This is a genomic window from Bradyrhizobium sp. HKCCYLRH3059 (genome assembly GCF_051168035.1).
Classification (GTDB): domain Bacteria; phylum Pseudomonadota; class Alphaproteobacteria; order Rhizobiales; family Xanthobacteraceae; genus Bradyrhizobium.
In genome coordinates this window covers 171,112-195,848 of the sequence record NZ_JBNPUF010000006.1, presented here as the reverse complement: position 1 = coordinate 195,848, position 24,737 = coordinate 171,112, and the positions used below count along the sequence as shown (strand labels likewise).

At 66.5% G+C, this 24,737-nt stretch carries 21 protein-coding genes; 15 read left to right on the top strand and 6 right to left on the bottom strand.

All coding sequences use genetic code 11. From position 1 onward, the window contains the following. The first annotated feature begins 17 nt into the window (after positions 1 to 17). From trpD to ACQR13_RS20030, 4 genes are all read left to right on the top strand, one after another. Complete coding sequence (gene trpD / locus ACQR13_RS20045; protein ID WP_315711632.1) at positions 18 to 1,031, top strand: anthranilate phosphoribosyltransferase; 1,014 nt, start codon at positions 18 to 20, stop codon at positions 1,029 to 1,031. 16 nt (positions 1,032 to 1,047) lie between these two features. Further along, complete coding sequence (trpC, locus tag ACQR13_RS20040; RefSeq protein ID WP_315827486.1) at positions 1,048 to 1,866, top strand: indole-3-glycerol phosphate synthase TrpC; 819 nt, start codon at positions 1,048 to 1,050, stop codon at positions 1,864 to 1,866. A gap of 2 nt (positions 1,867 to 1,868) precedes the next feature. Then, the gene (gene moaC / locus ACQR13_RS20035; RefSeq protein WP_316165272.1) at positions 1,869 to 2,363 is read left to right on the top strand and encodes a cyclic pyranopterin monophosphate synthase MoaC; all 495 of its coding nucleotides are present in this window, start codon (positions 1,869 to 1,871) and stop codon (positions 2,361 to 2,363) included. Positions 2,364 to 2,515: 152 nt separating this feature from the next. Next, positions 2,516 to 5,227, top strand: a complete 2,712-nt coding sequence (locus ACQR13_RS20030) for a bifunctional diguanylate cyclase/phosphodiesterase (RefSeq protein WP_434863130.1) — start codon at positions 2,516 to 2,518, stop codon at positions 5,225 to 5,227. 234 nt (positions 5,228 to 5,461) lie between these two features. On the opposite strand, the gene ACQR13_RS20025 is transcribed toward ACQR13_RS20030, so the two are convergent. Further along, positions 5,462 to 6,796 carry a S41 family peptidase gene (locus tag ACQR13_RS20025; RefSeq protein WP_315750922.1) on the bottom strand — a complete coding sequence of 445 codons (1,335 nt, stop codon included), beginning with the start codon at positions 6,794 to 6,796 and terminating at the stop codon, positions 5,462 to 5,464. Between the two features lie 420 nt (positions 6,797 to 7,216). Between ACQR13_RS20025 and ACQR13_RS20020 the strand changes: the two genes are divergently transcribed. The 3 genes from ACQR13_RS20020 (at position 7,217) to ACQR13_RS20010 (ending at position 9,855) form a co-directional block, all read left to right on the top strand. After that, entirely contained in the window at positions 7,217 to 8,353 is a 1,137-nt protein-coding gene (locus tag ACQR13_RS20020) for an alpha-hydroxy acid oxidase (RefSeq protein ID WP_315750921.1), read from the top strand. A gap of 45 nt (positions 8,354 to 8,398) precedes the next feature. Then, the gene (locus ACQR13_RS20015) at positions 8,399 to 9,028 is read left to right on the top strand and encodes an HAD family hydrolase (RefSeq protein ID WP_315750920.1); all 630 of its coding nucleotides are present in this window, start codon (positions 8,399 to 8,401) and stop codon (positions 9,026 to 9,028) included. Positions 9,029 to 9,210: 182 nt separating this feature from the next. Continuing rightward, positions 9,211 to 9,855, top strand: coding sequence for a hypothetical protein (locus tag ACQR13_RS20010; RefSeq protein ID WP_316172812.1), 645 nt, complete (start codon positions 9,211 to 9,213; stop codon positions 9,853 to 9,855). Between the two features lie 26 nt (positions 9,856 to 9,881). Here ACQR13_RS20010 and ACQR13_RS20005 read toward each other — a convergent pair whose 3' ends face one another. After that, the gene (locus tag ACQR13_RS20005; protein WP_315750918.1) at positions 9,882 to 10,145 is read right to left on the bottom strand and encodes a hypothetical protein; all 264 of its coding nucleotides are present in this window, start codon (positions 10,143 to 10,145) and stop codon (positions 9,882 to 9,884) included. Between ACQR13_RS20005 and ACQR13_RS20000 the strand changes: the two genes are divergently transcribed. The 4 genes from ACQR13_RS20000 (at position 10,144) to ACQR13_RS19985 (ending at position 13,808) form a co-directional block, all read left to right on the top strand. Next, positions 10,144 to 10,761 (top strand): alpha/beta fold hydrolase, encoded by a 618-nt coding sequence (locus ACQR13_RS20000; protein ID WP_315750917.1) that lies wholly within the window; start codon positions 10,144 to 10,146, stop codon positions 10,759 to 10,761. The two genes, ACQR13_RS20005 and ACQR13_RS20000, sit on opposite strands and share 2 nt — an antisense overlap. A gap of 216 nt (positions 10,762 to 10,977) precedes the next feature. Further along, positions 10,978 to 12,189 (top strand): molybdopterin molybdotransferase MoeA, encoded by a 1,212-nt coding sequence (locus ACQR13_RS19995; protein ID WP_315750916.1) that lies wholly within the window; start codon positions 10,978 to 10,980, stop codon positions 12,187 to 12,189. Between the two features lie 205 nt (positions 12,190 to 12,394). Then, positions 12,395 to 13,093 carry a transcriptional repressor LexA gene (gene lexA / locus ACQR13_RS19990; protein WP_172109545.1) on the top strand — a complete coding sequence of 233 codons (699 nt, stop codon included), beginning with the start codon at positions 12,395 to 12,397 and terminating at the stop codon, positions 13,091 to 13,093. A 274-nt stretch (positions 13,094 to 13,367) separates the two neighbouring features. Beyond that, entirely contained in the window at positions 13,368 to 13,808 is a 441-nt protein-coding gene (locus ACQR13_RS19985; RefSeq protein ID WP_315711618.1) for a hypothetical protein, read from the top strand. 393 nt (positions 13,809 to 14,201) lie between these two features. Here the strand turns inward: ACQR13_RS19985 and ACQR13_RS19980 are convergent, their stop codons facing one another. Then, complete coding sequence (locus ACQR13_RS19980) at positions 14,202 to 16,493, bottom strand: ComEC/Rec2 family competence protein (protein WP_315750915.1); 2,292 nt, start codon at positions 16,491 to 16,493, stop codon at positions 14,202 to 14,204. Positions 16,494 to 16,635: 142 nt separating this feature from the next. Here ACQR13_RS19980 and ACQR13_RS19975 point away from each other — a divergent pair, with 142 nt between their 5' ends. Further along, the gene (locus ACQR13_RS19975; RefSeq protein ID WP_315711615.1) at positions 16,636 to 16,848 is read left to right on the top strand and encodes a hypothetical protein; all 213 of its coding nucleotides are present in this window, start codon (positions 16,636 to 16,638) and stop codon (positions 16,846 to 16,848) included. Between the two features lie 30 nt (positions 16,849 to 16,878). On the opposite strand, the gene ACQR13_RS19970 is transcribed toward ACQR13_RS19975, so the two are convergent. After that, positions 16,879 to 18,567, bottom strand: coding sequence for a glutamine--tRNA ligase/YqeY domain fusion protein (locus ACQR13_RS19970; RefSeq protein ID WP_315750914.1), 1,689 nt, complete (start codon positions 18,565 to 18,567; stop codon positions 16,879 to 16,881). 136 nt (positions 18,568 to 18,703) lie between these two features. Between ACQR13_RS19970 and gltX the strand changes: the two genes are divergently transcribed. Both gltX and gltA read left to right on the top strand, forming a co-directional pair. Then, positions 18,704 to 20,128 (top strand): glutamate--tRNA ligase, encoded by a 1,425-nt coding sequence (gene gltX / locus ACQR13_RS19965; protein WP_434863129.1) that lies wholly within the window; start codon positions 18,704 to 18,706, stop codon positions 20,126 to 20,128. A 303-nt stretch (positions 20,129 to 20,431) separates the two neighbouring features. After that, positions 20,432 to 21,736, top strand: coding sequence for a citrate synthase (gene gltA, locus ACQR13_RS19960; protein ID WP_434863128.1), 1,305 nt, complete (start codon positions 20,432 to 20,434; stop codon positions 21,734 to 21,736). A 102-nt stretch (positions 21,737 to 21,838) separates the two neighbouring features. Here gltA and ACQR13_RS19955 read toward each other — a convergent pair whose 3' ends face one another. Next, positions 21,839 to 22,204, bottom strand: coding sequence for a response regulator (locus ACQR13_RS19955; RefSeq protein WP_316188245.1), 366 nt, complete (start codon positions 22,202 to 22,204; stop codon positions 21,839 to 21,841). Positions 22,205 to 22,340: 136 nt separating this feature from the next. Here ACQR13_RS19955 and ACQR13_RS19950 point away from each other — a divergent pair, with 136 nt between their 5' ends. Beyond that, complete coding sequence (locus tag ACQR13_RS19950) at positions 22,341 to 23,579, top strand: GAF domain-containing sensor histidine kinase (RefSeq protein ID WP_434863127.1); 1,239 nt, start codon at positions 22,341 to 22,343, stop codon at positions 23,577 to 23,579. On the opposite strand, the gene lpxB is transcribed toward ACQR13_RS19950, so the two are convergent. Further along, entirely contained in the window at positions 23,580 to 24,737 is a 1,158-nt protein-coding gene (gene lpxB / locus ACQR13_RS19945) for a lipid-A-disaccharide synthase (protein WP_315750911.1), read from the bottom strand.

Below are 24,737 nucleotides of genomic sequence, written 5' to 3'. Positions count from 1 at the left end.
TGCTAGGGGCACGCGTGATGGACGATCTCAAGTCGATCATTGGCAAGGTGGCGACCGGCGCGCCGCTGTCCCGCGAGGAGGCGGCGTCCGCCTTCGACAGCATGATGTCGGGCGAGGCGACGCCGTCGCAGATGGGCGCGCTGCTGATGGCGCTGCGCGTGCGCGGCGAGACGGTCGAGGAGATCACCGGCGCCGTCAGCGTGATGCGGGCGAAGATGCTGCGCGTCGATGCGCCGGCGAGCGCGGTCGACATCGTCGGCACCGGCGGTGACGGCTCCGGCTCGGTCAACGTCTCGACCTGCGCCTCCTTCATCGTGGCCGGCGCCGGCGTGCCGGTCGCCAAACACGGCAACCGCGCACTGTCGTCCCGCTCCGGCGCCGCCGACGTGCTCGCCGCGCTCGGCGTCAAGATCGACCTGAAGCCGGACCAGGTCGGGCGCTGCGTGCGCGAGGCCGGCATCGGCTTCATGTTCGCGCCCGCGCATCATCCGGCGATGAAGAACGTCGGGCCGACCCGGGTCGAGCTCGCCACCCGCACGATCTTCAATCTGCTCGGTCCCCTGTCCAATCCGGCCGGCGTCAGGCGCCAGATGGTCGGCGTGTTCTCGCGGCAATGGGTCGAGCCGTTGGCCCACGTGTTGAAGAATCTCGGCTCGGAGGCCGCCTGGGTCGTGCACGGCTCCGACGGGCTCGACGAGATCACCTTGACCGGCCCGACCTTTGTCGCCGCGCTGGAGAACGGTCATATCCGCACCTTCGAGGTCACGCCCGAAGAGGCCGGGCTTGGCCTGTGCGGCAGCGACGGTCTGAAGGGCGGCGACGCCGAAGCCAACGCGGTGGCCCTGCAGAGCGTGCTGGACGGCCTGCCGAGCCCCTATCGCGACGTGGCGCTGCTGAATGCCGCGGCGGCGCTGGTCGTTTCCGGACGCGCCAAGACGCTGAAGGAAGGCGTCGCAATCGGCCGGGATTCGCTCGACAGCGGCGCCGCGGCGGCGCGGCTGAAGCAGCTGATCGAGGTCTCCAACAGCTGATCCACCGGAGCGTGCCATGTCGGACATCCTGACCAAGATCGAAGCGTATAAGCGCGAGGAGATCGCGGCCGCCAAGCGGGCATGCCCGTTGCCGGAGCTCGAGGCCCGCGCGCGTGACGCTTCGCCGCCGCGCGGCTTCGTTGCCTCGATCCGAGCCAAGCATGCGAACGGCGACTACGCGCTGATCGCCGAGGTGAAGAAGGCCTCGCCGTCCAAGGGACTGATCCGCGCCGATTTCGATCCGCCGGTGCTTGCCAAGGCCTACGAGGCCGGCGGCGCGGCCTGCCTGTCGGTGCTGACAGATACGCCGTCGTTCCAGGGCCATCTCGACTTCATGGTCGCCGCGCGGGCCGCGACCGCCCTGCCCGTGCTGCGCAAGGACTTCATGTTCGACACCTACCAGGTGATCGAGGCGCGTGCTCACGGCGCCGACTGCATCCTCATCATCATGGCCGCGCTGGACGATGCCGCCGCTGCGGACATCGAGGCTGCCGCGCTCGCCCACGGCATGGATGTGCTGATCGAAATCCATGATCGCGCCGAGCTCGATCGCGCGCTGAAGCTGCGCTCGCCGATGATCGGCATCAACAACCGCAACCTGCGAACCTTCGAGACCACGCTGGCGACCTCCGAAGCGCTGGCGCCGCTGGTCCCGGTCGAGCGTCTTCTGGTCGGCGAAAGCGGCATCTTCACATCGGCCGATCTCGCGCGCCTGGCGCGCGTCGGCATCCAGACCTTCCTGGTCGGCGAGAGCCTGATGCGGCAGGCGGACGTCACGGCGGCGACGCGCGCGCTGCTTGCGCGCAATGCCGCCTCCGCCAGCGCGGCTGAGTGACCATGGCCGACAAGTCGCCCGACGCTCCCGCCCTGACCCACATCGACGCCCGCGGTGAAGCCCGCATGGTCGACGTGTCGGACAAGGCCGCGACCGAGCGAACCGCGACCGCCGAGGGCCGCGTCGTCATGAGCCCGGCGACGCTCGAGCTCATCCTGTCCGGCAACGCCAAAAAAGGTGACGTGCTCGGAACTGCCCGCATCGCAGGCATCATGGCCGCCAAGCGGACCTCCGAGCTGATTCCTCTGTGCCACCCGCTGGCGCTGTCCAAAGTCACCGTCGACATCACGCCCGATGCCGCACTACCCGGCTGCCTTGTCAGCGCCACCGTCAAGGTGACCGGGCCGACCGGCGTGGAGATGGAAGCCCTGACGGCCGTGTCCGTCGCCTGCCTGACCATTTACGACATGATCAAGGCGGCCGAGCGCGGCGTACGCATCGAAGGTATCCGCTTGACCGAAAAGATCGGCGGCAAGTCCGGGCACTATCGCGCCTGAAGAGATTACCAAGCCAAATACAACTTCGAATTAATTGTTCGCTAACTCAACTTCCTAACCTCACTTCCATTGCGGACCGATAGCAATGGTTGTGGGAGGGACATCGTAGCGGTTCCATCCCGAAGCGCCGATCGCAAGCGTATTCAGGACCGATGACGACCAACGCTAGTCCAGGGAATGCCCTCAGAGCTTCGACCGACCGCGGTGGACCGATCCGCTGGCTGGTCGGCGGAGGCCTCGTGCTGATTGCAGCCATCGCGATCGGTACGACCATCATGGCCGACAGTTTCCGGGAACGCGCGCTGAACAGCGCGACGCGTGAGCTGGAGAACACCGTCCTTCTGCTGGCGCGCCATTTCGATCAGCAGATGGAGGATCTCGGCGCGATCCAGCGCGATCTCGCCAACTACGTCCGACAGAACCACATCGACAGCGGCGCCCGCTTCAAGGAGCAGATGGGAAGCGCCGCCGTCAATGCCATGCTGAAGGACAAGCTGAGCGCGGTGACCTATGTCGGCGGTTTGAACATCTTCGACTCCGACGGCAACCTGATCAACTCCGGAGCGGCCTGGCCGGTGCCGCCCGTCAACATTGCCGATCGCACCTTTTTCAAGCGGCTGAAATCCGATCCGACCGCGCCGCAACTGCTGATCGAGCCGGTGGTGGGCCGGATCACCGGCACATATGTCGCAGTCATCGCCCTGAAACTGACCAGTCCCAACGGCGAGTTCCTGGGCATCATCAGCCGCAGTCTCGAACCCATCAATGTCGAGCGGTTCTTCGCCTCGGTCGCGCTCGGGCCCGACGCGGCGATCTCGATGATGCATCGCGACGGAACCCTTCTGGCCCGCCATCCACGCCATGAGGGCATGCAGAACCAGAACTACAAGAACGCGCCGATCTTCCGCCAGATCCTGGCCGGCGATGGCAACACCACGGGCATTTTCAGCAGCCCCGTCGACGGCGAGCACCGCATCGGCGCATCGCACCGGCTGACGAGCTATCCCTTGATCGTGACTGCGACGACGACGGTCTCGGCGGCGCTCGCCGACTGGCGCGAGCAGATGCGCTTCCTGATCGCCGTCGGCGTGACGTCGGTGCTGCTGATCGCCGGCATGCTTTACGTCGTGGTGCGCCGGCTGATCAGCGACCACGACGCCTCCAGCCGCCGCTTGACGCTGGAGAAGGAACGGCTCGACAAGGCCGTCAACAACATGACCCAGGGCCTCTTGCTGTTCGATGCATCGGAGCGCCTGGTCATCAGCAACCAGCGCTACGTCGACATGTACGGCCTGTCTGCTGACGTCGTGAAACCAGGCTGCACGTTTCGCGCGCTGATCGCGCACCGCAAGGTCACCGGCTCGCTGGCGGGCGACGACGTCGAATATGCCGATGCGGTGCTGCGCGACATCGGCCGCAAGACCTCGCAGATCATCGAGACCACGGACGGTCGCTGGACCCAGATCGTCAACGAGCCGATCGCGGGCGGCGGCTGGCTCGCCACCCACGAGGACATTACCGAGCGCAAACGGTCCGAGGAGCAGATCACGCATCTGGCGCACTACGACGCCCTGACGGATCTGCCGAACCGCACCCTGTTTCACGAGCGCCTCAAGGAGGAGCTGACCGGCGTCCCCCAAGGCCGGCGCCTCGCGCTGCACTACATCGACATCGACGAGTTCAAGGGCGTCAACGATTCGCTCGGCCACCTCATCGGCGACGAGCTGTTGAAATCCGTCGCGGCGAGCCTGAGCGCCTGTGTCGGCACCGCGGGGTTCGTCGCCCGCCTTGGCGGCGACGAGTTCGCCGTGGTCCAGACGGCGATCCGCAACCGGGAGGATGTCGAACAGCTGATCGAGGATATTCTCGGCGCGATCCGCGCCCCGCGTGACTGCCTCGGCCATCAGCTCACCGCCGACGCCTCGATCGGCGTGGCGCTGATCCCCGAGCACGGCACCGATCTCGACCAGATCATGAAGAACGCCGATCTGGCGATGTACGCCGCCAAGGCCGCGGGACGCCGCACCTGGCGCTTCTTCGAGCCCGAGATGGACGCCCAGATCAAGGCGCGCCACCAGCTCGAGGTCGACCTGCGCCAGGCCATGGCCGACGATCGACTCGAGGTCTACTACCAGCCTTGTCTGAGCCTGCAGGACGACCGCATCGTCGGTTGCGAGGCGCTGGTGCGCTGGAAGCATCCGACCCGCGGCGCCGTCTCGCCGGCCGAGTTCATTCCGATCGCCGAGGACACCGGCCTCATCAACCTGCTCGGCGAACGCGTCCTCCAGGTCGCCTGCACCGAGGCGGTGAGCTGGCCGGACGACATCCGGCTCGCCGTCAACGTCTCGCCGGTGCAGTTCAAGAGCGGCACCCTGGCGCTCAAGGTCGCCAATGCACTTGCGACCTCCGGCCTGCCGCCGCATCGGCTGGAACTCGAGATCACCGAAGCGGTGCTGATCCGCGACGACGACGCGCTCGACACCCTGCACCAGTTGCGCGCGCTCGGCGTCCGCATCGCGCTCGACGATTTCGGCACCGGCTATTCGAGCCTCAGCTATCTCCAGCGCATTCCGTTCGACAAGATCAAGATCGACCGCTGTTTCGTCAAGGACATCACCGATAGCGAGGGTTCCGCGGCGATCGTCCAGGCCGTGGTCAACATCGCCGCCATCCGCAAGATGTCGACGACCGCCGAGGGCGTCGAGACCGAGGCGCAGCGGCAGGTGCTGAAGCGGCTCGGCTGCTCGGAGATGCAGGGCTATCTGTTCAGCCCTCCGAAGCCCGCAGCCGACGTGCGGCAATTGTTCGCTGCGCAGCGCGCCAATCCCTCATCCGGCCGCCGTTCGCGCTCGGACGCCGCCTGAGCCGGTTCCGAACCGATAAATACCGTTGCAATTTGAGGCTTTTCCGCAAGCCAGATTCAAACCCTGCCGACCGGTCGTGCCTTGAAGTCCACGGCTCCGCCATGATCTACGGGACACAGACGGACATACTCCGTGTTCGCCTGTACACACTGGTCGAAAACCACGGCGGGACGGCCTCAGGGCCGCCCCGTCGGGTGTGAGCATCGCAAGCCGCGCACCCGCCCGCTTCGCAGATCAGTTCGGCACCGCCGCCTTGGCGCGGACGTCAGCGTTCACCGTGACGCCCCGCAGCACGTTGAATGCGGCGTGCAGCGCCTTGTCGTCCTTCTCGTCCGGCGGAACGTAGGACTGCGAGCCGGTCTGCTCGGTGCCGTCGGGCGCCGAGAGATGGCCGCGCATGCCGGCCTCACCCTTGAGATCGCCGCGATCCTTCAGCTCGTCCGGCACGTCCTGCTTGACCTCGATGTCCGGCGCGATGCCCTGCGCCTGGATCGAGCGTCCCGACGGCGTGTAGTAGCGCGCCGTGGTCAGCGCCAGCGCGCCGTTGCCGGCGCCGAGCGGAATGATGGTCTGCACCGAGCCCTTGCCGAACGAGCGCGTGCCGACCAGGGTCGCACGCTTGTGATCGTGCAGCGCGCCGGCCACGATCTCCGACGCCGAGGCCGAGCCGCCATTGATCAGCACCACCAGCGGCTTGCCCTTGGTGAGGTCGCCGCCGCGCGCGGTGAAGCGCTGCGTCTCCTCCGGATTGCGGCCGCGGGTGGAGACCACCTCGCCCCGCGGCAGGAATGTGCTGGAGACCGACACGGCCTGATCGAGCAGCCCGCCCGGATTGTTGCGCAGGTCGACCACGTAGCCGGCGAGCTTCTCCTGCGGGATCTCCTTGGAGATGCTGGCGACCGCCTTGCGCAGACTCTCGGTGGTCTGCTCGTTGAAGGATGTGATGCGGATATAACCGATGTCGCCGCCTTCGGTGTGATAGCGCACCGGGCGCACCTTGATGATCTCGCGCGTCAGCGTAACGTCGAGCGGTGCGTCCTTGCCCTTGCGCATGATGGTGAGCTTGGTCTTGGTGTTGACGCCGCCCTTCATCTTGGCGACGGCCTGCTCGAGCGTCAGTCCCTGCACCGCCTCGCCGTCGATCTTGGCAATGAGATCGCCCGAGAGAACGCCGGCCTTGGACGCGGGCGTGTCATCGATCGGCGCGACGACCTTGACCAAGCCCTCCTCCATGGTGACCTCGAGACCGAGTCCGCCGAACTCGCCGGACGTGGTCTCCTGCATGTCGCGCCAGGACTTGTCGTTCATGTAGCGCGAATGCGGATCGAGCGACGACACCATGCCGTTGATGGCGCCTTCGATCAGCGCGGGATCGCTCGGCTTCTCGACATAGTCGGCGCGAACACGCTCGAACACCGCGCCGAACAGATTGAGCTGCGAATAGGTGTCGGCCATGCCGGCCGCGGCCTTGGCCTTCGCAACGAGTTGCGCGCCGTCGGGACCCGTCACCATCAGGGTCAGACCGACGCCGGTCATCGTGCCCGCCAAGAACAGCCAGTTTTTTCGCATTGTTTGCTTCCCGAGCGTTTGTTGGATGGCCGGCCGATCAAATGGTCCGCACGCATCGCCGGCGCGATTTGTGTTGCGAACACACACCACATTTCCGGTTTCTTCAAGGCCGATATTGCGCCGCCGTACCGGGGCCCGACCGCCGGCGCTCGCATCCGAAATGGACGTTCACAGGCTGAAATCAAGCTCAAGGCTGCGCCGGCGCCGGGCCCGGCTGAACATACCCCGGCTTTCACGGACACCCATGATCACAATTCGACGAGCCGTGTACCACGCCGCGATTTGATGGCCTGGGCCTGCGGGGCGCCGCTCCCCGCGCGCGCCCGGGAAGCTCGAGTTCGGAATGGCTTGCTCCCGGCCCGCTCGATGGGCAATGCTCCGCAGCAAAACCGCAAGCATGACAGTCGCTGGGAGGCAAACATGAACCAACGGACCCCGATCGAAGCCGGGTGGCGGAACGTCGAACTCGGCTCGAGCGACGAGAAGTTCCAGAACCTGCACGAGCTCATCCGCAAGGCGCGCGCCCAGCTCAACCAGAACGCCTGGGACTACATCATCGGCGGGGCCGAAACCGAGACCACGCTGCGTCGGAACCGGATGGCGCTCGACGAGATCGCGTTCCGTCCGCGCGTGCTGCGCGACGTGTCCAGGGTCGATGCCTCGGTCGAAACTTTCGGACGCAAGCTGCGCCTGCCGGTGGTCATGGCCCCGGTCGGTGCGCTCGAAATCTTCGATCCGGCAGGGGCGGCCAGCGTGGCCCGTGGGGCGGGCCGATTCGGAGCCGCGCACATGCTGAGCTCGGTGTCGGAACCCGGGCTGGAGAAGACCGCCGAGGCCGCGCCCGACGCGCTGCGAATCTTCCAGCTCTATGTCCGCGGCGACGACGCCTTCGTCGAGGACTATGTGAGCCGGGCGGTCGCCAACAGCTACACCGCGTTCTGCCTGACCGTCGACACCGCCCATTACAGCCGGCGTGAGCGCGACATCGCCAAGCGATACGTCCGCGAAAGCCGGCTGCGCGCAACCGGCGGCGACCACCAGAAGGCGCTGAGCTGGCACACCGTCAAGCTGATCAAGGACAAGTTCAAGCTGCCGCTGATCATCAAGGGCATCGCGACCGCCGAGGACGCGCAGATTGCGGTCGATCACGGCGTCGACTGGATCTACGTCTCCAACCATGGCGGCCGCCAGCTCGACCATGGCCGCGGAGCCATGCATGTGCTGCCGGAGATCGTCGCCGCCGTGAAGAGCCGCGCAAAGATCATGGTCGACGGCGGCTTCTGCCGCGGCACCGACATCGTCAAGGCGATCGCCTCCGGCGCCGACCTCGTCGGCATCGGCCGGCTGCAATGCTGGGCGCTCGCCGCGGCCGGCGAGGACGGCATCCTGCGCATGCTCGAGCTGCTGGAGGACGAGGTCATCCGCGCGCTCGGCCTGCTCGGCGTCACCTCGTTCGCGGAGCTGAACGCGTCCTATCTGCATCCGGCGGCCGCCACCAACCTGCCGAGCGTGGTCAGCGCGTTTCCGCTGGTCGACATCGAGCCCTACCGGTATTGAGGAGGCGCCGCTTCCGTCCCACGCAAGGCATCGTCGACCCGCCCCATGCCCGCCTCCGCTCTCCGCCCCGGCGCCGCCGACGCGCTGCTGTTCGACCTCGGCCGCGTCGTCATCGACATCGATTTCGTCCAGGTTGTCTCGCGCTGGGCAGCGCATGCCGGCTGTCCGCCGGAGCGCATCGCCGCGCGCTTCGTGCGCGACGAGATCTATCACGGGCACGAGCGCGGCACCGTCTCCGATGCCGCGTTCTTCGCCAACCTGCGCCGGCAGCTCGGCATCGACATCACCGACGCGCAGTTTCTCGAGGGCTGGAACGCGATCTTCGTCGGCCCGATGCCGGGCATCGCCCCGCTGCTCGCACGCGCGGCTTCGAGACTGCCGCTCTATGCCTTCTCCAACACCAACCAGCCGCACATCGATCACTTCTCGCCGCGCTATGCCGACCTGCTTGGTCACTTTCGCGAGATCTTCCTGTCGTCGTCGATCGGCCTGCGAAAGCCGGATGCCGAGGCGTATGATCACGTGGTGCGGGCGATCGGCGCGCCGGCCGAGCGGATCGTTTTCTTCGACGATCTCGCTGAAAACATCGACGGCGCGCGAACGAGCGGGCTGCAGGCGGTGCTGGTGCGCTCGACGGCCGACATCGCCGCGGCGCTGGAGGCGCTCGGGATCTGATCGCGTCGCGCAAGGGTGCGTCATGGCCGGCGGCGTGACGTTCTGAAAGGCTGCGCTCGCAATGACGGTGCCCACTCGTGCAAAATTGTTCTCGCGACACGATGTGCCCGAGCTTTGCTGCTCTCATTTCACCCTCCTCCAATCGGAGGGCGCAGGGAATGCCGGGCTGCAGGCCGCAACCCATGGCCCGCCTGCAGAAAAAAAGCAGGCGGCAGTCACCACAGGTCCAGCCGACATCCGGCATTCCCTGCGCGATGGTCTTCACGCTTATACGCGATCTCCCCGGTGCCCGGCTTGTTGGCCACCGTCGCCGACGGGATCATCAGCACCCTTCGGCTTGGCATCAGCTTCGGGATGCCAGGACCACGCGACTTCACGTCCGCGCCATGCCGTTCGTCCGCGCGCCATCAGGGCACGCTGCGACACGTCGCGGCCACCGCATCCCGCGCTCCACGTCCGTGACGATCGCGAAGCGCCCCTCCTGTCGAGCACGGGACCAAATCAGCATAGCAGCTTTTTCCGAAAAAGCGAATCCTAAATGCGACCGCCGGCAACGGCGCCATCCGGCCCGTCTCCCGCCACATCCGCTGGCCGCAGACGAGCCGGCGCCTAAGCGCATCGGCATCGGCGGCGAGATCGTCAAGATCGCGCCGTGCTCGATGACCATCGTCGGCACGCTCGCCGATTGGTCGCAATGGACCGGCGTGACCTTCGACAGCTCGGGCGAGATCGAGGTCCCCGGTGCTCTCGTGCCCGTGCTCGCGTCGGTCGAGCACGACCATGCCGCCTATGTCGAGCCGAATGTCTGGATTCGGCATCCGCTCTGACGCGGTGCAGGTCGTCCGCGCGACGATCAACGCGCCGGCACGACGCGCTCGTTGAGAAATCCGATCACCACGTCGAACGCCTGCCGTCGATTCCGCTCCATCAGGATCATGTGCGTGCCCTGCCCGATCTCGACCAGGCGCTTGTATGGCGCGCTCACGAGGCGAACGAACAGGTCGTGCGCCATCCCGAAGCGGACATCCACATCCCATTCCGTCGCGAGCACGAGAACCGGGCAGTCGATCGTGCTGGGATCGTAGATCGGCTGGTCCACGGTCCAATGCTCGTCCATGTGGCGCGTGCAGATCGAGGGCGTCGCGGCAACGCATATGACGATCGCCTATGACCGGCGCGGATTTGGTGAGACGGTCGCCTATGAGGAAGCTCATTCTCCGGTCGAGGACCTGCTCGCCGTCGTCGACGCGCTCGCGCCGGCGCGGCCGGCGACGCTGATTGCCTGCTCGCAAGGAGGCCGCATCGCGCTCGACTTCGCGCTTCGCCATCCGTCACGTATGGCATCGCTGGTGCTGATCGCACCTTCGATCAGCGGCGCGCCGGAGCCGGTCTATCCACCGGAGATCAAGGCGCTAACGGCGTCGTTGGCCGCTGCCGAGGCCGCACAGGATTGGGATCGGGTCAGCGCTATCAAGGCGCATCTGTGGGTCGACGGTCCCTTGCAGCGCGAGGGACGCATCTCCGGCGAGCCGCGCGAGACGTTCCTGAAGAAGAACGCCGCCGCACTCCGCGCGCCGCCAACCGGCGCGACTCTCGATGTGGCACCAGCCTTCCCACGCCTCGCGGAGATCGTCGCGCCATCGCTCGTCATCCGGGGGGACTTGGACTTTCCTCACATCCAGCAGCGAAGCAGGCTGCTCGCCGCAACAATGCCGAACGGGGTCAGGACATGAGCTGGCCGGAACGGCGCACCTGCCGAGCCTGGAACGTCCGCAGGAGGTCATGCGGTTGATTGCGGACTTTCTCGCGCGATCGTGAGGCAGCGGCCCGGAAACGGCCCACAGCAGACGGTCAGAACGCAGGGAGCGGCCTAGGCCCTTGGCCGCGCCGTGCGCGTTCGGTTAGAAGGCGATTCATTCGATCTGCCGTCTCCGTCCGAAGGAAATCCCATGGCCCTGATGCCGGTGTCTGATGCGTTGTCCGCCGTGCTCGCCGGCGCCGAACCGCTGGCCGAGGAGCAGGTCGGGCTGGACGAAGCGTTTCACCGCATCCTGGCGCGGGACATCGCGGCGCTGCGGACGCAGCCGCCCGAGGCGATGTCGGCGATGGACGGCTATGCCGTGCGCGCGGCGGACGCCGCCCAGGCCAAGGCGCGGCTGAAGATCATCGGCGAGGTTGCGGCGGGGCGGCCGTTCGATCGCGTGGTTGGACCCGGCGAGGCGGCGCGGATCTTCACCGGTGGCGTTGTTCCGGAGGGCGCGGACGCGGTGGTGATCCAGGAGGACACGATCGCCGAAGATGGCCACGTCGTGATCACCGAGGCCGCGATCAAGGGCCGGCATATCCGGCCGGCGGGCGTCGACTTTCACCAGGGCATGGTGCTGCTGAAGTCCGGGCGCCGGCTCAGCGACCGCGACCTGTCGCTGGCGGCCAGCATGAATCATCCGGCGCTGCCGGTGCGGCGCCGGCCGAAGGTGGCGCTGCTCGCCACCGGCGACGAGCTGGTGATGCCGGGCTCGACGCCCGGCCCGGGCCAGATCGTCTATTCCAACGGCTACGCCTTGCGGGCGCTGGTGCGCAACGAGGGCGGGACCCCGATCGATCTCGGCATCGCCGCGGATACGATGGAGGCGACGATCGCCGGCATCCGCCGGGCCCGAGAGGCCAAGGCCGACATCTTGATCACGACCGGCGGCGCCTCGGTCGGCGATCACGACCTGGTCAAGCAGGCGCTCGAAGCCGAGGGCGTCGAGATGGCGTTCTGGAAGATCGCGATGCGGCCGGGCAAGCCGATGATGCACGGACGGCTCGGCGACATCAGGGTGATCGGACTGCCCGGCAATCCGGTGTCGTCCTATGTCTGCGCCCTCCTGTTCCTGGTGCCGCTGATTCGGCGGCTGCTCGGCCGCGACGAGGCCGTGATGCCGCGCGAGGCCGCCCTGCTCGGCCGCGAGCTCGGGCCGAACGATTCGCGCGAGGACTATCTGCGGGCGCAGCTCGAAGAGCGCGCCGACGGCACGCTGGTTGCGACCCCGGTGAGCCAGCAGGATTCGTCGCTGCTTGGGAATCTCGCACTCTCGCAGGCGGTGGTGATCCGGCCGGCGTTTGCGCCGAAGGCGCCTGCCGGCAGCCCGTGCGAGATCCTGCGCCTGCCGAATTGAGCCGCTTCCCCGGTAAAGCCCGGTCTGTTCATCATATTTTTAGGATTGCGGAACACACATCGAACATATAGTGTCCGTTCATGATTTGTTTTTAGTATGTTGCGGGCGACGCGATGACGGTCCGACTCCAGGGCGCTCTCAGCCAGTTTGTGCGCGAGGCGCAGCTCTTGGACTCGGACGACAACAAACCGGGGACCAGGTCGAGATGCTGACGCGCAAACAGTACGAACTTCTGCGGTTCATCAACGAGCGGCTCAAGGAAGCCGGCGTGCCGCCGTCCTTCGACGAGATGAAGGATGCGCTCGATCTGCGCTCGAAGTCCGGCATTCATCGCCTGATCACGGCGCTCGAGGAGCGCGGCTTCATCCGCCGGCTGCCCAACCGCGCCCGCGCGATCGAGGTGATCAAGCTGCCCGAGCTGTCACAGGCCGCCAACAACCGCCGCGGCTTCACCCCATCGGTGATCGAGGGCAATCTCGGCAAGGTGCGCACCAGCACTCCCGCGCTGGACGATGGCGAGCGCCCCGTCGCAGTGCCGGTGATGGGCCGCATCGCCGCCGGTACCCCGATCGAGGCGCTGCAGACCCGCAGCCACACCATCAGCGTGCCTGCCGACATGCTCGGTAACGGCGATCACTACGCGCTCGAGGTACGCGGCGACTCCATGGTCGATGCCGGCATCCTCGACGGCGACATGGCGCTGATACAGCGCAACGAGACCGCCGACACCGGCGACATCGTGGTGGCGCTGATCGACGATGAGGAAGCGACGCTGAAGCGCTTCCGCCGCCGCGGCGCATCGATCGCGCTGGAGCCGGCCAACACCGCCTACGAGGTACGCATCCTGCCGCCGAACCGGGTGAAGATCCAAGGCAAGCTGGTCGGGCTGTACCGCAAGTACTGATCGCGAATGGGATCGGTCGATGGGCGGCGGGCGCACGCGCTTTCGCCGCCGATCGGAGGCTGCCCAGCAAAATACGTCACGCGCGAATGCACCTCATGATGTGCAGCGCGGCATGCTCAAACGCTTGTGATCGGCCGCGGGCACACGCGATGCAGATCAGCGCAGAATTGCCGCGAAGCGCGCGCTAACATCACCATCGATGTCCACTCTGATAGAGGCCTGCGCCTGTCCGGGGGGAGCGTGGGTCGGCTATCTCTCAACGAGGAGCGATCCGATGTGTGACTACAGCCTCCATGCGGTTGCGTCCCGTCCCGCCAAGGTCGGCGAGACGTTGATCTCGATGACCTTCCGTGGCACCGCCACCCGCGGCTTCGCGCTGGAGAGCGAGCCGACCGTCGCAGTTTGCATGCTGCCCGGCACCGAGTTGGCCTTCGCCGAGGACGTCCGCTACGACAGCCGCTGGCTCTGGACCCGGACGATCCGCGAGCGCGTCGCAAAGTTCAACAGCATCGAGACTCACATTCCCGATCGCCATCACGACGCGATCGAATTCGCCGATGGCCGCCACGTGCTGGTGACCCAGCTCTGCGAGGGCCAGCGCGTCACCGTGCTGCAATTGCCGGTCAGCAAGCAGCCGGCGGAGCGACGCCCGGACATCGCCGAGGACGTGCCGCCTTCGCAGGCCACACCGATTCGCCGCATCAGCATCACCTGAGGGGTCTCCGCATCGGCATTTCTCTCGGTCGTGAGCGAGCTTTCGACCGTGGGAGATTTGGGTTCTGCAAGCGCAAAGTCCTCTCAGGCGAACCTCACGCCCCGGCATCGCATCGAATAGGAACGACATCCCTCGGCCGGCATGATGTGCCGGGGGAGCCTGCCGCCGTGGTCAACAAGATCGATTGGAACAAGGCCGCCGGGATCACCGAGCCCGGCTGCAATATGCTTGTGTTCGGATGGCTGACAGTCACGGCTGACGACATCGCCATCTGGCAACGCTATCCGCGCGCTGCGTTCACGCTGGCCGAAAGCCCCTCGCTGTTCGATGGACTTGGCAACATGGACCTGGCGACACCGAGTATCATCTCGGCACGTTCGAGCTGCCCGGCACTCAGTCTTCCTCGCCCTGCTCCGTCTCCGGCGGCGTCGCGTCCTGAGGCCGCACGGCCGGCGCGCGCGGCGTCAGCGTCGTGTCGAACTCGCCGGCCTCGGCGGGCGCCGGCCACCATGGGCGGTCGGTGCCGCCGGCGCGCGCCGGCGTGACGGCGAAGCTCCTGCCCCGCTGCACCAGCATCAAGGCGCCCTGCTGCCGCAGCCGCCCGCGATCGATGACGGCCGCCGCGCAGGATGACGGCGCGGCGCGCGCGGTGACGATGAGCGCGACGCGGGCGCAATCATCGGCGAGCGCCTCGGCGCGCAGGGTCAGGGCGGCGAATCGGCCGTCGGCCATTGCGACCACGCAGCCCGCCTCGTCGCAGGAGACGCCATCGGTGAGCGATGAATCCGCCGGCAGCCGGGCATCGGCGTCGGCCGCGAGCCACTCCTTGGTGGCGAACACGTCCTTGCCGATGCGCATCGCATGCAGACGCCCGTCACGGCCGCGCACCGCCACCGCGCGCCCATCGCCGGCGATCAGCACGTCGGGCAGCGGCGTCGCGGCGGCCCACACGGTGGCCACCACGAGCCCCACGGCGCCCGACCAGCGCAGCGGTGTGCGCAGCAGGCCGATCAGGATGACACCGAGGCTGGCCAGGATCAGTGGACCGATGCCGAAGGCCGGGATGCGCCCGACCGCGCCGGGCAGCGCCGCCACCCAGCGCGTCACCGCGATCATCCAGTCGATGCCGAGGCCCATCAGCGTCCACCAGGGACCGTCGAGCCCGAACGGCGCCGCCACGAGGCCCATCAGGCCGGCCGGCATCACCAGCGCCGAGACGACCGGCATCGCTGCGAGATTGGCGAGCACGCCATAGGGCGTGACGCGATGGAAATGGAAGGCGGCATAGGGCGTGGTGGCGAGCCCCGCGATCAGCGAGGCCAGCAACAGCATCGCAAGCTCGCGGCCGCCCCACAGCGCGATGCGCTGGGTGGCCGAGCTGTCCGGCGTCGCGAACAGTCTGGGCAGGCCGAACTGCACCAGCGCGACCAGGCCGAGCGTTGCCGCGAACGACATCTGGAAGCTCGGATGCACGAGCGCTTCCGGGGCCGCCACCAGCACGATCATCGCCGCGACCGCGAGCGTGCGGAAGGTGACGGCGCGGCGGTCGACCATGACCGCGATCAGCACGACGGCCGTCATGAAGAACGACCTTTGGGTCGCGACCTCCGCGCCTGAGAGCAACAGATAGAACGCCGCCGCGACCAGCGCCGCGGCCGCCGCCCATTTCTTGATCGGATGGCTGATGGTGAGGCCGGGGATCAGCGCCAGCAGCGCGCGCACGGCGAAGAACACGACGCCGGCGACGACCGCCATGTGATAGCCGGAGATCGACAGCACATGGCCGAGACCGGAGACGAACATCGCGTCGTTGACATCGGGCGTGATGGCGTCGCGCCGGCCGGTCAGCAGCGCGGTGGCGATGGCGCGCTCGTCGCCCGACAGGCGGCCGCGGATGCGTGCGTCGATCGCATCGCGCAGACCCTGCATGGCCGCCGCATAGCCCAGGCCGAAGCCGGCGGCCTGCGGCGGCGTCGCCGTCGTGATCGCGCCCATCACGAAGCCGGAGGCGCCGATGCCCTGGAAGAACATGTCGCGCGCGAAGTCGTAGGATCCCGGCCGCACCGGGGCCATCGGCGGCAGCAGCCGCGCCTTGAGCTGCACGAAGCTGCCGACCTCGGGCGCCGCGCCCTTGCGCACCGCGAGCCTGACACGCGCGATGGTGACGGCGTTGCGCGGGCTCTCCATCGACGTCACCCGCAGCACGATGCGGTCGCTGCGCTCGCGGATGTCGCGCGCCTCGACGAAGCCGGACAGCGCCACCGAATACAACGGCCGCGCCAGCACCGGATGCGCGACGCGCGCGGTCTTGACGGTCGCCGCGGCGAAGCCGCACGCCGCCGCCGCGATCATCACGGCAACCGGAAACAGCCGATGCCGCCGCATCATGATGGCGACGATGCCGAGCAGCGCCGCGGTGGTGGCGGCAATCCAGAGCACGGGCTCGTGATCGGCGGTGAAGTACAGCGCGATGCCGGCCCCGAACGCCACCGGCACCCAGGGTAGCAGCCGGCCCGCCCCGGCCTCCTCGGCCGCCCAGCTCTTCAGGCGGGCGGCGAACACCGACGACGCACCGGCCCCGATCGCGGGCCAGCCGCCGGCCAGCGCGCCGCGCGGCGGCCAGACATCGGCCATCACGCCCGCGATCCCGCGACGCCCTCCCGGCGGCCTGACCGGCTCCGCCATTGCCCCCACACCACCCGTTACCCGACGGGCGGAAAGGCTACCGGAAGCTGCGCGAGCGCGCCTAGCAGAACGGAACGGGAATCCTGGAAATCTGCACGGCCGCTGCGGGGGAACTTTTTGCGCCGCACGTGCTTTTCAGGGGATGGACGCCCACGACCCTGAAGACCCCTTCGCCGACCTCGCGCTCGAGAAGGCGATCCACCTGCGCTGGACTCTCCGGGACATCAAGGCCCACCGGCTGACGCTGTCCCCTGTCGCCGACGAAGATCTTTCGCTGCTCACCGAGCGCGGCCTCGTCGAACTCACCGACGGCGTGCCGACGCTGACCGAGGCCGGGCAGGACGCGATCAGCTGAGCCACACGCGTCCCGCGGTCTCCGCTTGCCTCACCCCTTCGCGACTTCCTTGGCGAAGGTGTCGCGCAGGCCGATGGTGCGGTTGAACACGAGCTTGTCGGGTGTCGAATCCGGATCGCGCACGAAGTAGCCCTGGCGCTCGAACTGCATCGGCGCGTCGGAATTGCTCTCGGCGATCGCCGGCTCGATGCGCGCGTCGGTCAGGACCTCGAGCGAGTTGGGATTGAGATCGGCGGTGAAGTCGGCCGCATTGGGGCTCGGATTGGCGAACAGCTGGTTGTAGAGGCGGATCTCGGCGGTCAGCGACTGTGCAGCGGGCAGCCAGTGCATCGTCGCCTTGACCTTGCGGCCATCAGGCGCGTTGCCGCCCTTGGTCGCCGGATCATAGGTACAGCGCAGCTCGACGATCTCGCCGGCGTCGTTCTTGATGACGTCGCGGCACTTGATGAAATAGGCGTAGCGCAGCCGCACCTCGTTGCCCGGCGACAGACGGAAGAACTTCTTCGGCGGATTCTCCATGAAGTCGTCCTGCTCGATATAGAGCTCGCGGCCGAACGCGATCCTGCGCGTGCCGGCTGCGGGATCGTCGGGATGGTTGATCGCCTCGAGCTCCTCGACCTGGCCTTCCGGATAGTTCTCGATCACCACCTTCAGCGGCCGCAGCACCGCCATCCGGCGCAGCGCCGTGCGATTCAGCTCCTCGCGGATGCAGAATTCGAGCATGCCGACGTCGACGATGCTGTTCGCCTTGGCGATGCCGATGCGTTTGATGAACTCGCGCACCGCCGCCGGCGGCACGCCGCGCCGCTTCAGGCCGGCGATGGTCGGCATGCGGGGATCGTTCCAGCCGGAGACATGGCCGTCCTGCACCAGCCGCGTCAGCACGCGCTTGGATAGCAGAGTATAGGTGAGATTGAGGCGCGCGAACTCGTACTGGTGCGGATGCGACGGCACCGGCAGCTTGTCAAGGAACCAGTCGTAGAGGGGCCGGTGATCCTCGAACTCGAGCGTGCAGATCGAGTGCGTCACGCCCTCGATCGCGTCGGACTGCCCGTGCGCGTAGTCATAGCTCGGATAGATCTTCCAGGCGTCGCCGGTGCGCGGGTGGTGGGCGTGCAGGATCCGGTACAGCACGGGGTCGCGCAGGTTGATGTTGCCGGCGGCCATGTCGATCTTGGCGCGCAGCACGCGCGCGCCGTTCGGGAATTCGCCGGCCTTCATGCGCCGGAACAGGTCGAGATTCTCCTCGACCGAACGGTCGCGGAACGGGCTGTTCCTGCCGGGCTCGGTCAGCGTGCCGCGCGACAGCCGAATGTCTTCCTGAGACTGGTCGTCGACATAGGCCAAGCCGGCCTTGATCAGGCCCTCGGCCCAGTCGTAGAGGCGTTCGAAGTAATCCGACGCGAAGAACAGGTTGTCGCCCCAGTCATAGCCGAGCCAGCGCACGTCGGCCTGGATGGAATCGATATATTCCTGCTCTTCCTTGGTCGGATTGGTGTCGTCGAAGCGCAGATTGCAGCGGCCGCCGAACTCCTGGGCAATGCCGAAGTTGAGGCCGATCGACTTGGCATGGCCGATATGCAGGTAGCCGTTCGGCTCCGGAGGGAACCGGGTGACGACCGTCTTGTGCCTGCCGCTGTCGAGATCGGCCTGGACGATGTCGCGGATGAAGTCGCGCCCTGCCTCTGCCGTCGCCGCCGTGTCTGTCGTCGTGGTCATCAAGAATATCCTGCTCCGGAATTTGGCAGCCTATCTGCCAAATCCGCTTCCCCCAAGGAAGGCTTTAGTTATGCGATAGGCCTGCTATACACCCCCCGCCCTCTTGAGCCCCTGCCTGGATTTCGTGCTGCCGCCCATGACCACCCCGATCGTCACGCGCTTTGCCCCCTCCCCGACCGGCTTTCTCCACATCGGAGGCGCCCGGACGGCCCTGTTCAACTGGCTGTATGCGCGCGGCCGCGGCGGCAAGATGCTGCTCAGGATCGAGGACACCGACCGCGAGCGCTCGACCAGTGCGGCGATCGACGCCATCCTCGACGGCCTGAAATGGCTCGAGCTCGATTGGGACGGCGAGGTCATCTACCAATATAGCCGCGCCGCGCGCCATCGCGAGGTCGCCGAGCAACTGCTCGCCAGCGGCATGGCGTATCGCTGCTATGCCACCGCCGAGGAGCTGGCCGCGATGCGCGAGAAGGCGCGCGCGGAAGGCCGCACCCGGCTCTACGACGGCATGTGGCGCGACCGCGATCCCAAGGAGGCGCCCGAAGGCGTCAAGCCGACGATCCGGCTGCGCGCGCCGCTGACCGGCGAGACCGTGATCGAGGATCAGGTTCAGGGCCGCGTGGTCTGGCAGAACGAGAACCTCGACGACCTCGTGCTGCTGCGAGGCGATGGCAATCCGACCTACATGCTGGCGGTCGTCGTCGACGACCACGACATGGGCGTCACCCACGTCATCCGCGGCGACGACCATCTGATCAACGCCGCGCGCCAGAAGCAGATCTACGATGCGCTCGGCTGGACGGTGCCGTCGATGTCGCACATCCCGCTGATTCACGGGCCCGACGGCTCGAAGCTGTCGAAGCGCCACGGTGCGCTCGGCGTCGACGCCTACCGTGCGATGGGATATCTGCCGTCGGCACTGCGCAATTACCTGGTGCGGCTCGGCTGGAGCCATGGCGACCAGGAGATCTTCTCCACCGAGGAGATGATCAAGGCGTTCGACCTGCCGGCGATCGGCCGCTCGGCGGCGCGGTTCGACTTTGCCAAGCTGGAAAATCTCAACGGCCACTACATCCGCCACAGCGACGATGCGGCGCTGGTGCGCCAGTTCGAGGACGTGCTGAATTACGTGCCGAACGGCGCGGCTCTCAAGGCCAAGCTCAACGACGCCACGCGCGCGCAGCTCACTTTGGCGATGCCGAGCCTGAAGGAGCGCGCCAAGACGCTCTTGGAGCTGATCGACGGCGCCGCCTTCATCTTTGCCGACCGGCCGCTTCCGATCGACGCCAAGGCCGCGGCCCTGCTGACGCCGGACAGCCGCGCCTTGATCGGCCGGCTGCGTGACGCGCTGGCCGCTGTCGAGTCCTGGAGCGGACCGGCCACGGAAGCCGCGCTGCGTGCGTTTGCTGAAGCCAACAATCTCAAGCTGGGCGCGGTGGCGCAGCCGCTGCGCGCGGCGCTCACCGGCCGAACCACCTCACCCGGTATTTTCGACGTTCTGGCGATCCTGGGGCGTGATGAATCCTTGGGCCGTCTGGAGGACCAGACCACCTCATAAGGTCTCATGGTCCCCCATCTTGCAGCGCACAGGGCAATACGATACGCATTTGCGCGGCACCCACTGGTTTTCCCGGCTCGAACATCCTTCACACGTTGCGGCGGGCTCGTTGACGGATGTTAGGGCCGAAGGACACTAGTAAGTATAAGATTCCAGTACGGTTTCGGATTTGACCCTCGCTTAAGCTGTTGGCAGCGACAGTGACGCGAATGTCAAAGCCACCGCACTGGATAAAGTCCACCTGCCCTGCCATCTCTCAAAAAGAACAAGGGCCAAGCCTAACGATCTCATCGGGGACAAACGATGGACGCAAAATCCGCAAGCAAGACCGCGACCCTCACCGTCGGCAACAAGAATTTCGATCTTCCGATCCTGAGCGGCACCGTGGGTCCCGACGTCATCGACATCGGCAAGCTCTACGCCCAGACCGGGATGTTCACCTATGATCCCGGCTTCACCTCGACCGGCAGCTGCCAGTCCAAGATCACCTATATCGACGGCGACGCCGGCGTCCTGGAATACCGCGGATATCCGATCGAGCAGCTCGCCGAGAAGGGCGACTTCCTGGAGACCTGCTATCTGCTGCTGTACGGGGAGCTTCCCACCAAGGCCCAGAAGCAGGATTTCGACTATCGCGTGACCCACCACACGATGGTGCATGAGCAGATGTCGCGCTTCTTCCACGGCTTCCGCCGCGACGCGCATCCGATGGCGGTCATGGTCGCTTCGGTCGGCGCACTCGCCGCGTTCTACCACGACTCCACCGACATCAACGATCCGAAGCAGCGCATGATCGCGTCGATGCGGATGATCGCGAAGATTCCGACCCTGGCGGCGATGGCCTACAAATACACCATCGGCCAGCCTTTCGTTTATCCGAAGAACTCGCTCTCGTTCGCCGAGAACTTCCTGCACATGTGCTTCGCGGTGCCGTGCGAGGAGTACAAGCCGAACCCGGTTCTCGCCGACGCGCTCGACAAGATCTTCATCCTGCACGCCGATCACGAGCAGAACGCCTCGACCTCGACGGTGCGCATCGCCGGCTCGTCGGGCGCCAACCCGTTCGCGTGCATCGCCGCCGGCATCGCCTGCCTGTGGGGTCCGGCGCATGGTGGCGCCAACGAGGCGGCGCTGAACATGCTGGCCGAGATCGGCAGCGTCGACAAGATTCCGGACTTCATCGCCAAGGTGAAGGACAAGAACAGCGACGTGCGCCTGATGGGCTTCGGCCATCGCGTCTACAAGAACTACGACCCGCGCGCCAAGATCATGCAGAAGATGTGTCACGCGGTGCTCAAGGAGACGGGCCACGCCGACGATCAGATGCTCAAGGTCGCGATGGAGCTCGAGAAGATCGCGCTCAGCGATCAGTACTTCATCGAGCGCAAGCTCTATCCGAACGTCGACTTCTACTCGGGCATCACCCTGAAGGCGATGGGCTTCCCGGTGTCGATGTTCACCGTGCTGTTCGCCGTCGCCCGCACCGTCGGATGGATCAGCCAGTGGAGCGAGATGATCGAGGATCCGCAACAGAAGATCGGCCGTCCGCGCCAGCTCTACACCGGCGTCGCGACGCGCAACTATGTCGAGATGGACAAGCGCGGCTGAGCGCAGCGCAATTCCGCTTTCGAACGGCGCCGTCGATCCCGACGGCGCCGTTTCGTTTGTGAGGTCGCACCTTTCTGACTCGCGGCATCGGCCGGGAGTGCATCAGGCCAGCGCCTCGAGATGAGACCTGAGCTGCTCGGCCCCGTATGGCTTGGCAAGGAAGCGCGCGCCGGACGGCAATTCCGAAGGGGTCACCTGACCTGACGTCACCAGGAGCGCGACCGGGGGCCAGCGGTCCCGGATGACGGCGACCAGCCGCAGGCCGTCCATCGAACCGGGCATTTGGATATCCGTGAAAACGACCGATATGCGTTCACAGCGTTCGAGAAGGGAAATGGCCTGATCGGCGTCAACGGCCTCGATGACCTCGAAACCGAGGTCTCTGATCATATCGACGGCATTGGCACGGATGAGACCCTCGTCCTCAACGACCAGAACTGTTTTTCTTGTGCGCAGAACGCGGGACACGGCGTCTCCTGTCCAATCCGATTCAATCGCACCACGATCATTTGGTTCCGGCGAACGTTCCGACGCTCCGTGCGTTGAACGGTGCAAGTTGATGATCCGGCTTGCATCCTGGATCGGGGACCAGCTCGAGCATACGATGACGCCCAATTCCAACCCGGACGTCGACGCTGTCCAGCAGCTCGGCGCCGTTCCCAAAATTCTGGACTCGGTGAGCAGGATCACCGGGATGGGATTCGTTGCGGTCGCGCGCGTGACCTCGGATCGATGGGTCTGTTGCGCGGTTCGCGACGACATCAATTTCGGCCTGAAGAAGGGCGGCGAGCTGCGCGTCAAGACGACGATCTGCAGCGAGGTCCGGGAGCGAGGCGAAGCCGTCGTCATCGGGGACGTCGAGACGGATCGCCTGTTTCGCGATCACCCGACGCCAAAGCTCTACGGCTTTCGCAGCTACATCTCAGCTCCGATCACCCTGTCCGACGGGACCGTCTGGGGCACCCTGTGCGCGATCGATCCAGCGCCGCGCGAGCTCGACCGGCCCGAAATCGTCAGCACGTTTCAGCTGTTCGGGGAGCTGATCGCCGCCCAGCTGGAGCTTCATCAGCGCTTCGCGCTCAGTCAGGCCAGCCTCGGCCTCAGCGAGAAGCGCAGGTTTTCGACCGAGGAACGGCTGAAGATCACCCAGGCTGACCTGCTCGACGAGCGCCGGACCGCCGAGCTGAGAGAGCAATTCATCGGCGTTCTCGGCCATGACCTCCGCAATCCACTGGCTTCGATCGACGCCGGAATGCGCGTGCTGCTCCGCAGTCAGGACAGCGCCAGAGCGCCTGAGATCATTTCCATGATTCAGAAATCAGTCATGCGCATGGCCGGACTGGTCGACAACATCATGGATTTCGCCCGGGGGCGCCTCGGCGGCGGCCTGACGATCAAGCCCGACGCGCGGCAACCGCTGGCGCCGGTGATCGAGCAGGTCATCTCCGAGATCCGGCTGACCTGGCCCGATCACGAGATCGAGACCCGGATCAACATCGCGGAGCCGGTCAAATGCGACCGCAGCAAGATCGGGCAATTGTTCTCGAACCTGCTCGGCAACGCCATCTCCTACGGCGACAAGGACAAGCCGATCCAGGTCTCCGCAACAACGAGCGAAGGCTCTTTCGTGCTCGCCGTCACCAATCACGGACCGCCGATCTCGGACAAGGCGATGCAGAATCTGTTCAAGCCCTACATGCGTGGCGAGCGTCCGAGCCAGCATGGTCTCGGGCTCGGACTCTACATCGCCTCTGAGATTGCGCGAGCGCATGGCGGCACGCTCCAGGCCACGTCGACCGGCGACAGAGCGACCTTCGAATTCAAGATGCCGCTTCAGGCCTGATCAGCGCCGTCCGTTGCGCATCGTTGCCAGCACGATGTCGGCCGCGCGCACGCTTGGCGAGGCCGCGCCCGTGGACATGATCGCGTCGAGGCGATCGAACGCTTCGACCTGGCGCGAACGTATCGGACCGTCGCCCAGGAGATCGGCGAGAACGGGCGCGAGATTGTCGGCCGTGCAGGCTTCCTGAAGGAATTCCGGAATGACGTTCTCGCCGATCACGAGATTGGCGAGAATGACCGATTGCACGTTGACGACTCGCCGGAGAATGAACGCCTCGATCTCGCCGACGCGATACGCCGTCACCATCGGCACGCCGGACAGCGCGAGCTCCAGGGTCACCGTGCCGGACTTGGCGAGCGCGGCGCGCGCGCGCCTGAAGGCTGCCCGCTTCTCGGCCTCGCCCGTGATGATCTCCGGAACGAGCGGCCAGTTTGCGACTCCAGCCCGCACCGCGGCTTCGAGATGCGGCGTGGTGGGCAGCACGGCTTCGAAGGCCAGGTTTTGGGCGCGCAGCCGCGCCAATGTCTCGCCGAACACGGCGATGTGGCGAGCGACCTCGCTGCGCCGGCTGCCAGGAAGCACCAGCAGAACGGGAGGGGCGGCATCTCGGCGCGCCTGCTCTGCCGCATTGGGCCGCAGGTTGGCGAGCTGCTCGATCAGGGGATGGCCGACATAGGTACAGGGCGGACCATTGAGCCTTCGGAACGCCTCCGGCTCGAACGGCAGCAAGCCCAGCACGTGATCGACGTAGCCGCGCATCGCGCGTGCCCGGCCCGGGCGCCACGCCCATACGGTCGGTGCCACGTAGTTCACGATCGGAATCTCGGGATCGCGCGCGTGAACCCGCTTCGCCACGCGCTGGGTGAAATCGGGACTGTCGATGATGACGAGCACGTCGGGCTGGTCCGCAACGATCGCATCGACGGTGCCGCGGATCAGGCGGAGGATCTTGGGCAGCTGCTTCAGCACCGCCGCGAAGCCGACGATCGAGAGCTCCTCGATCGGAAACAGCGAGGCGAGCCCCTCGCGTGTCATGCCGCGGCCGCCGACGCCGGAGAATTCGACGCCGTCGCCGAGCCGCTGGCGCAGCACCTTCATCAGGCTGGCGCCGAGGCGATCACCGGACTCTTCGGTCGCGACCAAGCAGATCCTGCGCAT